The 17,561-nt window shown below is 44.2% G+C and carries 14 protein-coding genes and 1 pseudogene; 4 read left to right on the top strand and 11 right to left on the bottom strand.

Going from position 1 to position 17,561, the window contains the following annotated elements; translation table 11 throughout:
- Positions 1-69: 69 nt before the first annotated feature.
- The 7 genes and pseudogenes from ppiD to AB6D07_RS10120 all read right to left on the bottom strand — a co-directional run.
- Positions 70-1,935, bottom strand: coding sequence for a peptidylprolyl isomerase (ppiD, locus tag AB6D07_RS10150; protein ID WP_017103215.1), 1,866 nt, complete (start codon positions 1,933-1,935; stop codon positions 70-72).
- Between the two features lie 221 nt (positions 1,936-2,156).
- Complete coding sequence (locus AB6D07_RS10145) at positions 2,157-2,450, bottom strand: HU family DNA-binding protein (RefSeq protein ID WP_012604504.1); 294 nt, start codon at positions 2,448-2,450, stop codon at positions 2,157-2,159.
- 170 nt (positions 2,451-2,620) lie between these two features.
- Positions 2,621-4,972: an endopeptidase La gene (lon, locus tag AB6D07_RS10140; RefSeq protein WP_017103216.1), complete on the bottom strand. Its 2,352-nt coding sequence runs from the start codon at positions 4,970-4,972 to the stop codon at positions 2,621-2,623.
- A gap of 132 nt (positions 4,973-5,104) precedes the next feature.
- Positions 5,105-6,385 (bottom strand): ATP-dependent protease ATP-binding subunit ClpX, encoded by a 1,281-nt coding sequence (gene clpX, locus AB6D07_RS10135; RefSeq protein ID WP_009847283.1) that lies wholly within the window; start codon positions 6,383-6,385, stop codon positions 5,105-5,107.
- Positions 6,386-6,466: 81 nt separating this feature from the next.
- Positions 6,467-7,093 (bottom strand): ATP-dependent Clp endopeptidase proteolytic subunit ClpP, encoded by a 627-nt coding sequence (gene clpP, locus AB6D07_RS10130; protein WP_004736080.1) that lies wholly within the window; start codon positions 7,091-7,093, stop codon positions 6,467-6,469.
- Between the two features lie 105 nt (positions 7,094-7,198).
- Complete coding sequence (gene tig, locus AB6D07_RS10125; protein WP_004736079.1) at positions 7,199-8,497, bottom strand: trigger factor; 1,299 nt, start codon at positions 8,495-8,497, stop codon at positions 7,199-7,201.
- Between the two features lie 294 nt (positions 8,498-8,791).
- Positions 8,792-8,974 (bottom strand): annotated as a pseudogene (locus AB6D07_RS10120) (hypothetical protein); the annotation flags it as partial.
- Between the two features lie 163 nt (positions 8,975-9,137).
- Here AB6D07_RS10120 and AB6D07_RS10115 point away from each other — a divergent pair.
- From AB6D07_RS10115 to AB6D07_RS10105, 3 genes are all read left to right on the top strand, one after another.
- On the top strand, positions 9,138-10,946 hold the full coding sequence (locus AB6D07_RS10115) for an ATP-binding protein (RefSeq protein WP_017103217.1): 1,809 nt from the start codon (positions 9,138-9,140) through the stop codon (positions 10,944-10,946).
- Between the two features lie 60 nt (positions 10,947-11,006).
- Positions 11,007-12,356 (top strand): sigma-54 dependent transcriptional regulator, encoded by a 1,350-nt coding sequence (locus AB6D07_RS10110; protein ID WP_017103218.1) that lies wholly within the window; start codon positions 11,007-11,009, stop codon positions 12,354-12,356.
- 77 nt (positions 12,357-12,433) lie between these two features.
- Positions 12,434-12,607, top strand: a complete 174-nt coding sequence (locus AB6D07_RS10105) for a hypothetical protein (RefSeq protein ID WP_017101579.1) — start codon at positions 12,434-12,436, stop codon at positions 12,605-12,607.
- A 32-nt stretch (positions 12,608-12,639) separates the two neighbouring features.
- Here AB6D07_RS10105 and AB6D07_RS10100 read toward each other — a convergent pair whose 3' ends face one another.
- The 3 genes from AB6D07_RS10100 to AB6D07_RS10090 form a co-directional block, all read right to left on the bottom strand.
- Complete coding sequence (locus AB6D07_RS10100; protein WP_004736074.1) at positions 12,640-14,001, bottom strand: TRAP transporter large permease; 1,362 nt, start codon at positions 13,999-14,001, stop codon at positions 12,640-12,642.
- A gap of 2 nt (positions 14,002-14,003) precedes the next feature.
- Positions 14,004-14,759 (bottom strand): TRAP transporter small permease, encoded by a 756-nt coding sequence (locus AB6D07_RS10095; RefSeq protein ID WP_009847290.1) that lies wholly within the window; start codon positions 14,757-14,759, stop codon positions 14,004-14,006.
- Between the two features lie 65 nt (positions 14,760-14,824).
- Entirely contained in the window at positions 14,825-15,820 is a 996-nt protein-coding gene (locus AB6D07_RS10090; protein WP_012604509.1) for a TRAP transporter substrate-binding protein, read from the bottom strand.
- Positions 15,821-16,166: 346 nt separating this feature from the next.
- Here AB6D07_RS10090 and AB6D07_RS10085 point away from each other — a divergent pair, with 346 nt between their 5' ends.
- Positions 16,167-16,574 (top strand): thioesterase family protein, encoded by a 408-nt coding sequence (locus AB6D07_RS10085; RefSeq protein WP_009847292.1) that lies wholly within the window; start codon positions 16,167-16,169, stop codon positions 16,572-16,574.
- A gap of 20 nt (positions 16,575-16,594) precedes the next feature.
- On the opposite strand, the gene AB6D07_RS10080 is transcribed toward AB6D07_RS10085, so the two are convergent.
- Complete coding sequence (locus tag AB6D07_RS10080; RefSeq protein WP_017103219.1) at positions 16,595-17,422, bottom strand: 4'-phosphopantetheinyl transferase superfamily protein; 828 nt, start codon at positions 17,420-17,422, stop codon at positions 16,595-16,597.
- Positions 17,423-17,561: the final 139 nt, after the last annotated feature.

The raw sequence follows: 17,561 nt of genomic DNA, 5'->3' as shown, positions 1-17,561 counted from the left end.
CTGCACTACTTTCAAGTTGTATTCTCAAGTTGCATTACTCGGCAGAAGACTACCGAGTAAATTCAAAGCTTATTGAGCTTGACCAACGATGTAGTATTCAACGTCTGCATTTTTACGCAGTACGTTTAGTACATTAGTAAGGTCTTGTTGATTACCAACGCGCTCTAACTGTGCACCAAGTTGTGTGCTGTAAGCAGGGTTGATTTCAGCCGTTACTTTAGAAAGCTCAACAACAACGATGTTACCGTCTTGATCTTTAGATTGACCGAACACAGCTTGGCCGGCTTCTGGTTTCACTAGAGCGAATACAGATGCAGCTAATGGAGAATTACGGTCAATGGTTTCAAGTTCAGTAAACTCAAGGCTGTTATCCGCCAGTACCGCTTCATTACCTTGCTTAAGTTCGTTTACTAGAGAAACACCTAGCTCTACCGCTTGTTGCTCTGCTTTTACAGCAGACAATGCAGCTACAACTTGATCTTTCACTTCTGCTAAAGGAAGAACTGTTTCGTCGCGAGTCTCTTCTACACGTACAACAATAACGTGCTCAGGAGCCACTTCGATAACTTCAGAGTTCAAACCGTCTTCTTTCACTTCAGGGCTCAAGATAGCTTGCATTACTGCAGGCGTCATCAGAACTTCTGGAGCGTCAGCTTGAGAGATGAAATCAGTCGTCGTGATCTTCGCGTTGATAGCTTCAGCAGAGTCGTCTAGAGAATCTGGGAATTCAAACGCTACTTTTTCAAGTTCAGTTTGTTGCTCGTAGAACTGATCAACGGCGTGTTGGTCTAGAAGCTCTGTCTTAATCTCTGCCGCTACTTCAGTGTAAGGCTGAGCTTGAGATGCTTTTACTTCGTCTAGCTTGATGATGTGGTAGCCAAAATCAGATTTAACTAGGCCAGTTGTATCGCCAATATTCACAAGAGCGAAAGCCGCGTCTTCGAATGCTGGGTCCATAACATCACGTTCAATCCAACCTAGGTCACCGCCAACGTCTGCACTACCGAAGTCGTCAGATTTCTCTTCTGCTAGCGTAGCAAAATCAGCGCCTGCATTTAGTTCGTCTAGGATAGACTGAGCTTTCGCTTCGTCATCGCCTTGAACTAGGATGTGGCTAACTTTACGTTGCTCTTCAGTAGAGTACTTGTCTAGATGCTCTTGGTAGTATTTCTGTGCTTCCTCATCGCTAACTTCAAGTTGCGATTTAAGTGCTTCAGCAGAAAGTTCGATGTAAGACACCTTAGCCTGCTCTGGACGAGTGTAAGCCGCAGGGTTCTCTTGGTAGTACTGTTCGATTTGCTCGTCAGTTAACTCGATATTTTTCGCTAGGTCAGCAACAGACAGTGTCACTGTGCGAATGTCACGAGTTTGAGCAATAAGCTTGCTCTGAATATCAATTTCGCCTTGAAGAACAAATTCACTGCCTTGAAGCGCAGTGACAAGCTGGTTACGCATTAGGTCACGACGCATGTATTCTGCGAAGCTTTCTGCGCTGAAACCTGCACGACGCAGTGCTGATTGGTAAACTTCTTGGTCGAATTGACCTGCAGTTTGGAACTGAGGCATTTCTAGAATCATGGTACGGATTTGAGAATCACTGATTCGTAGGCCTAGAGATTCTGCTTGCTGCTCAAGTAGAACATCGTTGATCATGCGATCAAGTACTGACTTACGGAAAGACTCCACGTATGCAGGGTCTGCAAGCATTTGAGCGAAGTAATCGCCAAGTTGAGATTGCATGCGATTACGTTCGTTTTGGTAAGCTTGTTCGAACTCACCACGAGCAATTTCTGTGTTGCCAACTTTAGCTGCTGCGTTGTTACCGCCACCGGTGATGTAGCTGCCTACACCTGCGAATACGAATGACAGGATAATCAACCCAAGGATAATTTTTACCGCGATGCTATTCACGCCTTCGCGTAATCGATCCATCATAATTTAAGTGCTCTCCGGATATGAAGCATTGGCTTCAAAATAAAAATCTATTCACGCGATATTATCAGAAAAAGAAATGCGCATCAGTAGGATGCGCATAATTTAAATAAGTTCAATGTGCTTTGCACATATACTGTTTGAAAATGAAACATCATTGTTCAAACAGTAAACGCATATTACTGCCTTCTCCTCACAAAAACTTGAGGTTTCAGCAACAAAAATTAGTTACATGCGTCTTTAAGTGCTTTACCCGCTTTGAAGCCAGGTACTTTAGCTTCTGCGATTTGGATCTCTTCACCAGTTTTTGGGTTACGACCTGTACGAGCAGCACGAGTACGAACACTGAAAGTACCAAAGCCAACAAGTGCAACTTGGTCGCCTGATTGTAGCGTTGTGCCAACTGCTTCGATGAAAGCGTCTAGAGCGCGACCAGCTGAAGCTTTAGAGATGTCTGCGTTTTCTGCGATTGATTCTACTAGTTGTGTTTTATTCACTGTTTTTCCCCTATGTGTCATCTGTGACTACTTATCGATGACTGTACGTTCCATTTTGGTTTTAATTTAGCCGCAAGCCTTATTACAAAAGGGCTGCCGCTTTAGTCGAATAACTTAGCGTCCAAAAAAAACGCTGACAAGCCTTTTCGGGTCTATCAGCGTAATTCTTTACTTATTTTTGCTATGCATCACTATTTTTTCACGTCGAACTCGACCCCTGACGGATCTCGTTCTAGTGCGACTTTCAGTACTTCATCAATCCATTGAACCGGAATCACTTTCAAGTCAGCGATTACGTTGTCTGGAATCTCTTCCAAATCACGTTCATTGTCTTTAGGAATCAAGACCGTTTTAATGCCACCGCGGTGCGCTGCAAGCAGCTTTTCTTTCAAGCCACCGATAGGTAAAACTTCACCACGAAGGGTAATTTCACCGGTCATACCAACCTCTGCTTTTACAGGGTTACCCGTTAAGCTAGAGACCAATGCAGTACACATTGCGATACCCGCACTCGGACCATCTTTTGGCGTTGCACCTTCCGGTACGTGAACATGAATGTCACGTTTCTCGTAGAAATCGGTGTTAATACCCAGATTTTCAGCACGAGAGCGAACCACTGTCATTGCCGCTTGAATCGACTCTTTCATCACATCGCCTAGTGAACCGGTTTGCGTTAGCTTACCTTTACCTGGCATTGATTCAGTTTCGATGGTCAGTAGATCGCCACCTACTTGCGTCCATGCTAAGCCAGTTACTTGGCCGATACGGTTGCTTTCATCCGCTTTACCGAAGTCATGACGTTGCACACCTAAGTACTCTTTCAGGTTATCAATGTTAACCGTTACAGATTTAAGGCTGCTGTCTAACAAGATATTCTTCACTGCTTTACGACAGATCTTAGAGATTTCACGCTCTAGGCTACGCACACCCGCTTCACGCGTGTAGTAACGAATGATGCCGATGATTGCAGAGTCTTCAATCTCAATCTCATGAGGCTTAAGACCATTGCGTTGAACTTGCTTGTCCAATAGGTGGCTCTTAGCAATGTTCAGCTTTTCATCTTCTGTGTAACCCGACAGGCGAATCACTTCCATACGGTCCAATAGTGGGCCCGGAATATCCATCGAGTTAGACGTTGCAACAAACATCACATCTGATAAATCGTAATCGACTTCTAGGTAGTGATCGTTAAATGCGTTGTTTTGCTCAGGGTCTAGTACTTCTAGAAGCGCAGAAGATGGGTCGCCACGCATATCAGAAGACATCTTATCGATTTCATCTAATAGGAACAGTGGGTTCTTAACACCAACTTTAGACATCTTCTGGATTAATTTACCCGGAAGTGAACCGATGTACGTACGACGGTGACCACGAATCTCAGCTTCATCACGAACGCCGCCTAGCGCCATACGTGTGTACTTACGACCCGTTGCCGCGGCAATCGAACGGCCTAGTGAAGTTTTACCAACACCAGGAGGACCAACAAGACAAAGGATTGGACCTTTTAGTTTGTTGATACGGTTTTGTACTGCCAAGTATTCGAGAATACGTTCTTTAACACGTTCTAAGCCGTAGTGATCTTCGTTTAAGATCTCTTCCGCTTTCGCTAAATTCTTTTTAACTTTTGAACGCTTAGCCCAAGGAACGCCTACCATCCAATCAATGTAACTACGTACTACTGTTGCTTCAGCAGACATTGGCGACATCATTTTCAGTTTTTGCAGTTCTTGCTCAGTTTTTTCACGAGCTTCTTGAGGCATCTTAGAATCTTCGATCTTCTTCTTCAGAGTCTCGAATTCATCAGGCGCGTCGTCCATCTCGCCCAGTTCTTTCTGAATCGCTTTCATTTGCTCATTCAGATAGTACTCACGCTGAGACTTTTCCATCTGTTTCTTAACGCGGCCACGGATGCGTTTTTCAACTTGCAGGATATCAATTTCTGACTCCATTTGGCCCATCAAGAATTCCAGGCGTTCCGTCACATCTGAAATTTCTAGAACGTGCTGCTTATCTACCAGTTTAAGTGGCATGTGCGCAGCAATCGTATCAGCAAGGCGAGCAGCCTCATCAATACCGTTCAGCGAGGTTAGAACCTCTGGTGGAATCTTTTTGTTCAGCTTAATAAAGCCTTCGAATTGATTGATCGCACTGCGAACAACCACTTCTTGTTCTTTTTCGTCAAGTTCTGAGGTTACAACGTATTCGGCATCCGCTAAGAAAAACTCACTCTCTTTGAACTGGTGAATTTTTGCACGCTGCTGACCTTCGACAAGTACTTTTACGGTACCATCTGGCAGCTTTAGCAACTGAAGAATAGTAGCGACTGTACCTACGTTAAATAGGTCGTCGATTGAAGGCTCATCAGTGTCCGCTTCTTTCTGCGCTACAAGTAGTACTTGTTTGTTAGCTTCCATTGCCGATTCAAGGCAAGTAATCGATTTTTCACGACCAACAAACAATGGAATAACCATGTGTGGGTAAACCACTACATCACGTAGAGGTAGCACGGGGATTTCGATACGCTCGGAACGTTCCAAGTTCATATATTTCTCTCTTCCGCTTTAACTTATAAAGCAGTATATGGGGCTTAAACGACTGGATTCAATGGAAGAATAAAAAAAAGGAGGTAATTGCTTACCTCCTTTTTCAATTTGAGTGTGTAGTCTTAAAAAGACCTACTCTGCAACAGCTGCTTGGTTATCTGAGTTACTGTAAATCAATAGTGGTTCTGACTCACCATTAATTACCGACTCATCAATCACAACCTTGCTTACATCAGTTGAAGATGGCAGTTCGTACATAGTTTCTAGTAGAACACCTTCCAAGATAGAGCGTAGACCACGAGCACCCGTTTTACGGTTCATTGCTTTCTTCGCAATTGCGCGTAGGGCGTCTTCACGGAATTCTAACTCTGTATCCTCAAGTTCAAATAATGCAGCGTACTGTTTTGTCAGTGCATTCTTTGGCTCACAAAGGATTTGGATTAGCGCTTCTTCATCAAGCTCTGTCAGTGTTGTTGTAACAGGTAGACGACCAATGAATTCTGGAATCAAACCATACTTCACTAGATCTTCAGGTTCTACTTGAGTGAACAGTTCACCGATAGTTTTGGTTTCGTCTTTTGAACGCACTTCTGCGCCAAAGCCGATACCTGAACCTGTTTCTACACGTTGCTCAATCACTTTATCTAGGCCGGCAAACGCACCACCACAGATAAATAGGATCTTAGACGTGTCCACTTGCAAGAACTCTTGCTGTGGATGCTTACGACCACCTTGAGGTGGAACTGAAGCCACTGTACCTTCAACAAGTTTTAATAGAGCTTGCTGTACACCTTCACCAGACACGTCACGCGTGATCGATGGGTTTTCAGCTTTACGAGAAATCTTATCGATTTCATCGATGTAAACAATGCCGCGTTCCGCTTTCGCTACGTCGTAATCACATTTCTGAAGCAACTTCTGGATGATGTTTTCAACATCTTCGCCCACATAACCCGCTTCGGTTAGTGTTGTTGCATCTGCCATTGTGAAAGGAACGTCTAGGAAACGAGCCAGTGTTTCAGCCAGTAGGGTTTTACCACTACCAGTAGGACCGATAAGAAGAATGTTACTCTTACCTAGCTCTACGCCTTCAGCCGTCGTATCACCATTACGTAAACGCTTGTAGTGGTTATATACTGCAACTGCTAGCACTTTTTTCGCGTATTCTTGACCGATTACATAGTCGTCAAGATGCTCACGAATCTCACGCGGCGTTGGCAGCGATTCCGATTCTTTCTTTGGAAGAACATCTTTAATTTCTTCACGAATAATGTCGTTACAAAGATCGACACATTCATCACAAATGTAAACAGAAGGACCTGCGATTAACTTGCGAACTTCGTGCTGGCTTTTGCCACAGAAAGAGCAGTAAAGCAATTTACCGCTACCACCCTCTTTGCTTTTATCTGTCATTCGCTAACCTCTTAGCCTTTACTCTCTATGTTTGAGTGTATATCAATTTGAATCACTTTGCGTTAAACAATTGCCCTGCAATTATTGACCGCGGTGATTAAGAACTGAATCCACCAAACCGTATTCTACAGCCTGATCAGCAGACATGAAATTGTCACGATCTGTATCACGCTCAACAACCTCTAGAGGCTGACCTGTGTGCTCTGCCAATAGTTTGTTTAGCTTTTGCTTGATCGTTAGGATCTCTTGCGCGTGAATTTGAATATCAGACGCTTGGCCTTGGAAGCCGCCAAGTGGCTGGTGAATCATTACACGTGAGTTTGGAAGCACGTGACGCTTACCCGGAGTACCACCCGCTAGTAAGAATGCACCCATAGAACAAGCTTGACCCATACATACTGTGCTCACGTTTGGCTTGATGAACTGCATTGTGTCATAGATAGACATGCCCGCTGTTACGCTACCGCCAGGTGAGTTGATGTAAAGATAGATATCTTTGTCTGGGTTTTCTGATTCCAAGAAAAGCAGTTGAGCCACGACAAGATTTGCCATGTGGTCTTCCACTTGACCTGTTAAGAAAATGATACGTTCTTTTAATAGACGAGAATAAATATCGTAAGAACGTTCACCACGGGAAGTCTGTTCAACCACCATAGGAACTAGTGCGTCCATAATCGATGGCATTGTATTTTTTTCTTGGTAGCTCATATTCTTATGTCCCTAAAATAAATGGCCCGAATGATTAAATCATACGGACCATTGTTAGCAGAATTGTTGACCGTACGTCAACCTTCTACGTCAGATATTACTATATTAAGCAGGTTGCTGATTCATTAGCTCGTTGAAGCTAACTTCTTTATCAGAAACTTGAGCTTTAGCGATGATTGCATCAATAGCTTGCTCTTCTAGAGCAACATTGCGCATGTTGTTCATCATTTGCTCGTTTTGCTCGTAGTAAGCAATAACTTCTGTTGGATCTTCGTATGCTGTAGCCATCTCTTCGATGATAGCTTTAACTTTCTCGTCATCAGCTTTTAGCTCTTCAGTCTTGATTACTTCACCAAGAAGAAGACCTACAACTACGCGACGTTTAGCTTGCTCTTCGAACAGCTCACGTGGAAGTTGGTCAGCAGCTTCAGTGTTACCACCGAAACGTTGAGCAGCTTGTTGACGTAGAACACCGATCTCTTGATCGATTAGAGCAGAAGGTACGTCGATGTTGTTTTCGTTAACTAGACCGTCGATTGCTTGCTCTTTGATGCGGTTCTTAACTGCTTGCTTAAGCTCACGCTCCATGTTCTTACGAACTTCAGCTTTAAGGCCTTCAACGCCTTCAGCTGCGCCGAACTTAGAAACGAATTCTTCGTTTAGTTCTGGAAGCTCACGAGCTTCAACTTTGTTCAGCTTGATAGAGAACTTAGCAGCTTTACCTTTTAGGTTTTCAGCGTGGTAATCTTCTGGGAAGTTTACTTCGATTTCGAATTCCATACCTGCTGTTTTACCAACGATACCGTCTTCAAAACCAGGGATCATGCGACCAGCGCCCATCTCTAGTGGGAAGTTCTCAGCTTTGCCGCCTTCAAACTCTTCACCGTCGATAGAACCAACGAAGTCGATAGTTGCACGAGAACCAGCGTCAGCAGCAGCTTCAACTTCAGTCCAAGTCGCTTGTTGCTTACGTAGAGTTTCGATCATCTCTTCAACGTCAGCTTCTTTAACTTCTACTGCTGGTTTCTCAACAGTGATGTTTTCTAGACCTTTCAGCTCAACTTCTGGGTAAACTTCAAAAGTTGCGTTGAATACTAGGTCAGCGCCTTCGTTGTTTTCAACTGGTGCGAAAGTAGGTGCGCCAGCTGGGTTGATTTTCTCTTTAACGATCGCTTCGATGAAGTGACGTTGCATTACTTCGCCCATCACGTCTTGACGTACTGCTTTGCCGTACATTTTAGCAACCATCTTCATTGGCACTTTGCCTTTACGGAAGCCATCGAAACGACGGTTTTTCGCGATGTTGCGTAGTTCAGCTGTAACTGCATCTTCGATGTTAGCAGCAGGAACAGTAATATTAAGACGGCGCTCTAGGCCTTCTAGCGTTTCAACAGTAACTTGCATTATATAAACCTCAAAACTGGCTCAGTAATCTGAGCATATGAGCCGTAACTTAGCTTTAATTCAAAAGCCGACGTTGTTGGCTGCATCCTTGTGTAGTGCTCTATCCGAACACCTAATTTAAAATCGAGCATTGATGTCTGAATTGATTATTCAACCAAACACCAGACTAATCAGCGATATCTTCGTTCTTCACGCGTCGATTAAAACGCAATAAAGCTTGTTTTCGAAAACAAGAAAGGTATCTCCGATTAGCCTCAGGACAGAAATTTTAGACGCGACATTCTAGCGATCTGTTTAATCTCTGTCGAGCCGTTCACCTCTGCATGATGATGAATGCTCTAAATTCGTCCAACTAAATGATACAAAAACGATCAAATCATCACTTAGCACAACAGAAATGGGGACAATAGCGACTTTTTCAAGGGAATCGAGGGCTTTTTTTGCTAAAAACCTTAAAAAGAGATCTTGCTCTTGTTTTACCCCTCAGAGTCGATAACTTTTTCAACAATCCCCGTTACAAACCCTTAACCTACATCCATCTGGCGACTGTCTACTTTCAGCAAACACTACCGCTATTTGCTACCATAAACGAGAGAAGACAGGCTTGATTATTTACCAAAGAAATGAGCGGAGAGCCTTCATGTTTCAAGCTTTGAGAATCCCAATACTATTAATGGCCACATACAGTTTACTAATGGTGTTCGGCGGTCATTGGGTGTGGAACACAAGCCATGAAAGTTTGTTAAATGATCATCAATCTAAGCTAGACCGATTTTCGGTTCATATTTCAAGCCAACTCGACAAGTTCGCGCACATTCCCGAGCTGCTTTCAAAAGACAAAGAGTTGGTCGATGCTCTTCACTCTCCAAGTAACTCTGCGCAAATCGAACTCACCAATCGCTACCTAGAACACGTAAACTCGGTGATTCAAGCATCGGACACCTATCTGTTAGATAGCATTGGCACCACCATAGCAGCCAGTAACTGGAATCTACCGCGTTCTTTTATTCGGCGAAATTTCGCTTTCCGTCCCTACTTTCAAGAAGCGATTCTTGGCAATGAAAATCAATATTTTGCGCTAGGTTCAACCTCTGGGAAACGAGGCTATTATTATTCTTACCCCGTCGCCTATGCCGCCGAGATTATTGGCGTCATTGTCGTAAAGATGGATTTATCGCTGATTGAAGCAAGTTGGAAAGGCAAACAGAGTTTTTTTGTTGCTGACGATAAAGACCAGATCGTATTTATGTCGAGTAATCCTGAGTGGCTGTTCAAAAGCCTTCAACCATTAAGCGAAGAACAACACACTCGAATTCAAGAAAGCAGGCAGTATCTCGATACAAAAATAGAAAGCCTGCACTTCTCCGGTGACTTAGAGAGTGCTACTAGCAATATTGAGTCTCCCCACAAACTTGTCCAAGAGCAGTTCTTTAACTCCTCACGCTTCCTAGCCGAGCCAAAACTCACCATACGAGTATTTTCTCCGACCCACTTAGTTTGGTGGGACTTGGTTGCTTACCTTGTGGTTTTGAGCCTTATTTTTGCGATTATTTATCTAACGATGCAACTCAATCACCATCGACAACAAAGACGAGCTCAGATAGACAGACTGCAATCCGAAGCCAAGCAAAAGCTAGAATTTCAAGTGCTTGAACGAACATCAGAGTTACATGTCGAGATTAAGCACCGAATCGAAACTGAACATGTACTGAGGCAGACACAAGACGAACTCATCCAAGCCGCCAAACTGGCAGTGTTGGGGCAAATGTCAGCAAGCATCAGCCATGAACTGAATAACCCGCTTGCTGCGATTCGCAGTTATGCCGACAACGGCCGACTGTTTCTTGCCAAAGAAAAAACCGAGCGTGTCGATGACAACCTATCGCGAATCTCGGCGCTCACTGACCGTATGGCTAAGATAAGCCACCAGCTTCGTTCCTTTGCAAAGAAATCCACTGCGGAAGAGCTGCACACGTTACAGATACTGCCAGTATTGCACTCGTCAAAAGAACTGATGAAACCACAACTCAAGAGTGAACGAGTAAAGGTCAACGAACTTCCTGAAACCTTTGATGCTTGCGTGCTCGCCAACGCCATTCAATTGGAACAAGTGATCATTAATTTGCTGACTAACGCGATTCAGGCGATGGAACAACAAGACGACAAACAATTAGCTATTCTGTTAGAGATTAGGAAGCCCGACCATCAACAAGCCAAGACCTTGCTGATTCATGTCGATGACAATGGCCCAGGCTTCACCTCCCCTTCTAACGGAAATTTTTTTGAACCCTTCCATACTACCAAGAAAAATGGACTTGGACTTGGGCTATCGATTTCTCAACAAATAATCAGCGGAATAAATGGCAAGCTAGTTACCGATCACAGCCCACAAGGTGGTGCTCGATTTAGTATCGAGTTACCCATAGTTCCAACAAAAGAATCAGATTAGTCGCTAAGCAAACCAGTACACCTTCACCAACAATAAAAATAAAAGATTAAAGGAATAACTATGTGTCACGTCTATTTCATTGATGATGAATCCGATCTGAGAATGGCTATTGAACAGAGCTTTGAGCTCGCCGATATTGATGCCGAATTCTTTCCCGATGCGGAGTCTGCTCTGCTCGCGATTCAAGAGAACGGCTTACCTCACGTCATCATCACTGATATCTGTCTACCGGGCCTTTCCGGGCATGATCTGCTCAACACCGTGATGCACAAAGACAAAGAGATCCCCGTGATTATGATTACTGGTCACGGCGATATTTCGATGGCTGTACAAGCGATCCAAAATGGCGCCTATGACTTCATCGAAAAGCCGTTCGCCAATGAACGTCTAATCGAAACCACCAAACGAGCAATAGAAAAACGTCAACTCACACTCGAGAATCTTGAATTGAAGCGCTCTTTAAAGGCCAGTAAAGCGCTTGGGCCGAGAATCATTGGTGACACGCAATCAATGACCGACCTGCGTTCTATCATCACTCATGTGGCAGATACTAACGCTGACATTTTACTCTTTGGTGAAACTGGCACAGGCAAAGAGTTGGTCGCACGCTCTCTACATGAACAAAGCAGCCGGCGAGAACAAAACTTCGTCGCCGTCAATTGCGGTGCGGTACCTGAAAACCTGATAGAGAGTGAACTGTATGGTCATGAGAAAGGTGCGTTCACTGGCGCAGAAAGCAAGCGAGTGGGCAAATTTGAATTTGCTCAAGGCGGAACTCTATTCTTAGATGAAATTGAGTCCATGCCGATGCAGGCACAAATTCGCCTGTTGCGCGTCTTACAAGAGCGCGTTATTGAAAGGGTTGGCTCAAACGGTTTAGTGCCTCTCGATATTCGAGTAATCGCCGCAACCAAAGTCGACCTAAAGAAGGCGGCTGAAGAAGGCGTTTTCCGCCAAGACCTCTACTACCGACTCAACGTTGTCACCTTGGATTTACCGCCGTTAAGAAGCCGTCAAGAAGATATCCCAGCACTCTTCCACCACTTCTTACTGGTCGCTGCTGCACGTTATGGCAAGACAGCACCAGCACTTCCACAAAAGGAGCTGCACGCGCTTTTAGCTCATGATTGGCCGGGAAATGTACGAGAATTGCGTAATACAGCTGAGCGGTTTGTACTTTTAGGTAAGCTTTCTCACTTATCAGACAACACCAATCAAGTCACTCAAGAACTGTCTTTGGCAGAACTGGTGTCTGACTTTGAGAAAAACACGTTAAAACAAGCACTTATTGAGTGTAATGGCAGCATAAAAGAGACTATGGATAGACTGCAACTTCCACGAAAAACCCTCTACGATAAAATGCAAAAACACCAACTAGTTAAAGAGTCATACCGACAGAGCGAAAACTAAATTAAATTTGGGAGCAAGATCACCTATACTTATTTCACAACAGGATGCTATGCAACCAAGGTAGTAAGGAGGTCATTGTGGGTGAGAAAACTAAAGTTCCCTCGATCACCGATACGTTTGAAATTGACGGTATTTTTTACACTGACAATCATGTCAACTTAGACACTCCAGAGTTAGAGGCAAAAAGAGCGCTGTATGAGCCGATTGATTCTGGCTCTCGATATGGAAAAATCATTGATGAGGAGGTTTAGCCCTCCCCATCACTTCGCTATGATTTCACTCTCTATTTCGTGATGATCTCCGGCCCCATCAAGGTAGTCGGTAACCATGTTGATACCCAAGGTACGTAAGTTACGATAATCAGGAATAAGAACATCACGCCAACCCATGGCAGTGCGGCTTTTACTACGTTCATCATCGACATCTTGGCAACCCCTGCGGTCACAAACAAGTTGAGCCCCACAGGCGGTGTTATCATCCCTATCTCCATGTTCACAACCATCATGATACCTAGGTGAATAGGGTCGATACCGAGTGCAATTGCAATTGGGAATACCAACGGCGCAACGATGATCAGCAAGCCTGATGGCTCCATGAACTGCCCACCAATCAAGAGTAGAACGTTCACCACAATCAAGAAGGTGATCGGCCCTAAACCTGCAGACAACATGGACTCCGTGATCATCTGAGGAATGCGCTCTTCTGTCAGTACATGCTTAAGGATCAGAGCATTGGCAATGATAAACAGCAACATGATGGTCAGCTTACCCGCATCATAGAGCGTGTCTTTGGTGTCTTTATGGAAAAACGTTTGGAACACTTTCACCAAAGCAGGCTTTGTATTTTTCTTGTCCGCAAACGGCCCCATATCTTTATAGATAAAGTTGGCAATGAAGAACGCATAAACCGCTGCAACAGCCGCCGCTTCTGTCGGAGTAAAGATACCGCCGTAGATACCACCTAAAATGATAACAATCAGCAACAAGCCCCAGCTCGCATCCTTCGCGGCTGCGAACATCTCACCCCAGCCCACAAATGGCTGTGCAGGAATTTTCTTAATACGTGCTGCAATGTAGATAGCTATCATCAACATCACACCCGCCAACAGGCCAGGAATCACGCCGCCTAAGAACATACGACCGACAGATACATCCGTCGCCGCCGCGTAAACTACCATAACGATGGATGGTGGAATCAAGATACCCAACGTACCCGCGTTACAGATAACCCCTGCCGCGAACTCTTTCGTGTAGCCGTTTTTGATCATACCCGCGATAACAATACTACCGATTGCCACTACCGTTGCTGGAGACGACCCAGATAACGCTGCGAACATCATACACGCCACAACCGATGCCATTGCTAAACCGCCGCGGAACCAACCCACCATTGCAATAGCAAAACGGATAATACGTTTCGCCACACCACCTGTGGACATGAAGCTAGAGGCCAAGATAAAGAAAGGAATCGCTAAGAGAGTGTAGTGGCCTGCAAATGCATTAAACAGCGTTTGTGCAACGGATGCCAAAGAAGCATCTGAATGCATCAATAAGAATATGACGCTTGATAAACCGAGGGAAATCGCAATTGGTACACCGACCAACATGAAAGCAATTACCATTAAAAATAGAAATAACATTGCCATGATTAATCTTCCTTACCGTTAGATTTTGTACCCGACTCGTTCGCCTTGTTTTGCTTAGTCGAATCCAATACCGCTGTCGCGTCTTCATCAGAACCCGCTAACACATCAGCTTTCAATGCATCCAGCTCTTCTTCGGCTTCATGCCCCGCAATCATGCGGTCAAGCTTGCCTGTGACTACTTGGTAAGCAACTTGGGCAAAACGGAACGTCAGCATTGCCATACCAATAGGCAGTGCCATGTAAGGAATAAAACGTGGCAGTTTCTCGTATCGCTCGCCTTCATTCATCCAGTCGGCAAGGAACTGAAGCATCTCTGGCATTGGAATATCATCGGTCTCGTACCAAGCGCGCTCAGTCGCGAACGGGTACCAGTAATTCCAAGAACCTATAAGAAGTAAGATTGAGAATGCTAGGCAGCTTGTGACGGCGATTAACGCATACACTTTGCGTAGCTTTTCTGGGGCAAGGTTGATGATCACATCAACACCAATGTGGAAGTGTTTTTTAACGCCATAAGATGCGCCCACTAACACCATCCAAGCGAACATGAACACCGTCAGTTCTAGTGCCCATAAGATATTGCCATTGAATGCGTATCGAAATACCACATTGGCAAAAGTAAGTAGCGTCATTGCGCCAAGGAAAAATGCGATTAATGACTCTTCAATCACATCGGTAACTCTTCCGACTTTGGAAAAAAAAGAGGTTTCCAGTGCTGATTCGCTAGAATTTGGCTGTTCCATTTGAGGATTATCCATAATTGACTCCGCTTATAGTTATTTTAATAAGGAGTGGCGAAATGCACGCCACTCCCTTAGCGGTGTTATTGGTTTGAAGCTAACGCTGCATCGATAAGATCTGAACCGATGTCTTTTTCAAACTTCTTCCATACTGGTTGAAGCGCAGTTACCCATGCTTCACGCTGTTCAGGCGTAAGCGTACGAACCTCACCACCCGCTTCGATGATGTTGTTTTTGTTCGCTAGGTTAACTTTTGAAGATTCTGCGTTACGAGTCTCAGACACTTCTTGAACGATTGTGCCAAGTTGCGTACGTACATCTTCAGGTAGGTCTTTCCAGAAGTCGTTCGACGTTACTACCAGGTAATCAAGGATACCGTGGTTAGTTTCTGTCACGCCGTCTTGTACTTCAAAGAACTTCTTACCGTAAATGTTTGACCATGTGTTCTCTTGGCCATCGATAACCTTAGTTTGTAGGCCACCGTATACTTCTTTGAAAGACATCTTCTGTGGGTTAGCACCTAGCTGTTCAAACTGAGCAACCAATACGTCTGATGCTTGAACACGGAATTTCAAACCTTCCGCGTCTTCAGGATTGATAAGAGGTTTGTTTGCTGACATCTGTTTCATGCCATTGTGCCAAAACGCTAGTCCTTGAAGGCCACGACGCTTCATCGCGTTCTTCAGCTTTTCACCAGACTCTGAGTTTTGGAAACGGTCAACAGCTTCTACGTCTTCAAATAGGAAAGGAAGGTCAAAAATGCGGTATTTCTTAGTGAACTTCTCAAATTTAGACAGCGAAGGAGCCGCCATTTGAACATCACCATTTAACAGGGCTTCCAGTACTTTATTATCATCGTAGAGTGTTGAATTAGGGAAAACTTGCATACAAGCTTTGCCATTCATTTCCGTGTTTACTCGCTCTTCCAGTAAAGAAGCGGCAATGCCTTTCGGGTGCTTATCGGTATTGGTTACATGACTGAATTTAATCACGATTTCACCTGGGTCACAGTTTGCAGCAGCATTAAAACTTGTGAGCGCCAGAGCAGATACAGACAGCAGGGTAAGAGGCTTAAACATTATTATTCTCCTTAGTAAACAAAGCAGCCCTTCAATGGGAACTGCGTGCTTTCACTAAGGCAATTAGCGCGCCACATTGACACAAATCATTAACAACCCTTTAACCACAAGGCTTCATGATATCTGCCTGCAGCAGTCACTAACTCGCTGCAAAAATCAATGGGTGGAAAGTGACACATAGAATATTTGTAAATGGGTGGAAGCTGACCAATGTATTAGTGATGAATGAGGTCTGACCAAAAGCCCCATTCACGATGATGCCTTGAAGTAATTTCTACCTATCCTGTAGAGTGCTGCACAACTTAGTCAGATTTACTACAACGCTACTTAATAAGAGTTGATATCAATGAGCCAGATCTACCATCACCCAGTACAAATTTACTATGAAGATACCGATCACTCAGGTGTGGTTTATCACCCTAACTTTCTAAAGTACTTTGAGCGTGCACGCGAACATGTCTTGGGTAGCGATAAACTGGCAACATTGTGGAATGAACATGGATTAGGTTTTGCGGTATATAAAGCCAACATGACTTTTCAAGATGGGGTTGAGTTCGCTGAGATCTGCGACATCCGAACCTCTTTTGAACTCGATGGCAAATACAAAACGCTATGGCGACAGGAAGTGTGGCGTAAAGATGCAACCAAACCCGCAGTGATTGGTGATATCGAAATGGTCTGTTTAGACAAAGACAAGCAACTGCAGCCCGTGCCTGCTGAAGTATTAAAAGCGATGCTTGGCGAAACGAGCTAACTTCACCTCACCAAACTCGCTTAAAAGAGATGAGACGATGAAAAGGTTCTCATCTCTATCTGCATCGGTAACAAATTACCACCAAGAGTCACGGCGAAACGATACTGGTCATCTAATCGACCCAAGCAACATTGCCAATCTGTAGAACTCTCGGTTTTCTCAGTAACATCCAACCCAACTCCACTGTATATGCTGATTTCACCATGCAATCTAATTTCATCCTGCAAGTTTGGTTGAAAATCCGAAGCGTGAAGTGGCAATGTTTGCTCCGTCAGATTGGAGAAATCGAACGAAAAGCTTCGCAACGATGTGGCTAGCCCCTTGCCCGTCGCTTTGATATACGACTCCTTCAGCGCCCACAGATCGAAAAAGCGCTCTCTTTGTTCTTCTTTGCTGAGCTCAAGTAAATCCGCCAATTCTTTATCTGAAAAGTAGTGCTTCATGATCGAGTCGATATTGGTCGAGCTTCTGGCATGTTCGATATCGACGCCTAATTGAAGTGACTTCCCTTCTCTATGACAAACTGCGATTAACAAATGTTCTTTGCTATGACTGATATTGAAATTCAGGCCGGTTTCTATTTGTTGTTTCTCAATTAATCTTGGCTTCCCTTTCTCACCATATTCAAAGCGCCACGCTTCAGGCATCAAATCAGAATAGCTAGACAGCACCTTTCTCAGATAATTTCGGACATACAAAGCTTGAATCTGAGATGAGGGCATTCGATAACGCTCAACTTTGGCAATCTCATCGGCTGTCAGTCTCTTTTTGAGCTGCGATACATTGTTTGGCTGGTCATTTAAATTACTCAGAGAACATAGCCACAAATCAACAACGGGAGTTTTCATTTAACTCGAACTCACTTCTATAAATCACTCTTCAAAACACGATTGGAACAACCCAATCGAACAAATTTAACTCACCTATAAATTAAGTGGAACCTAGAGAATACGGGAGGGAAACCCCCTTCACATGAGGACTTAAAAC

Source organism: Vibrio sp. 10N.239.312.C11 (assembly GCF_041466065.1).
GTDB lineage: Bacteria > Pseudomonadota > Gammaproteobacteria > Enterobacterales > Vibrionaceae > Vibrio > Vibrio tasmaniensis_A.
Note: the sequence above shows the minus strand (reverse complement) of the source record. Positions and strands in the feature narration are given on the sequence as shown.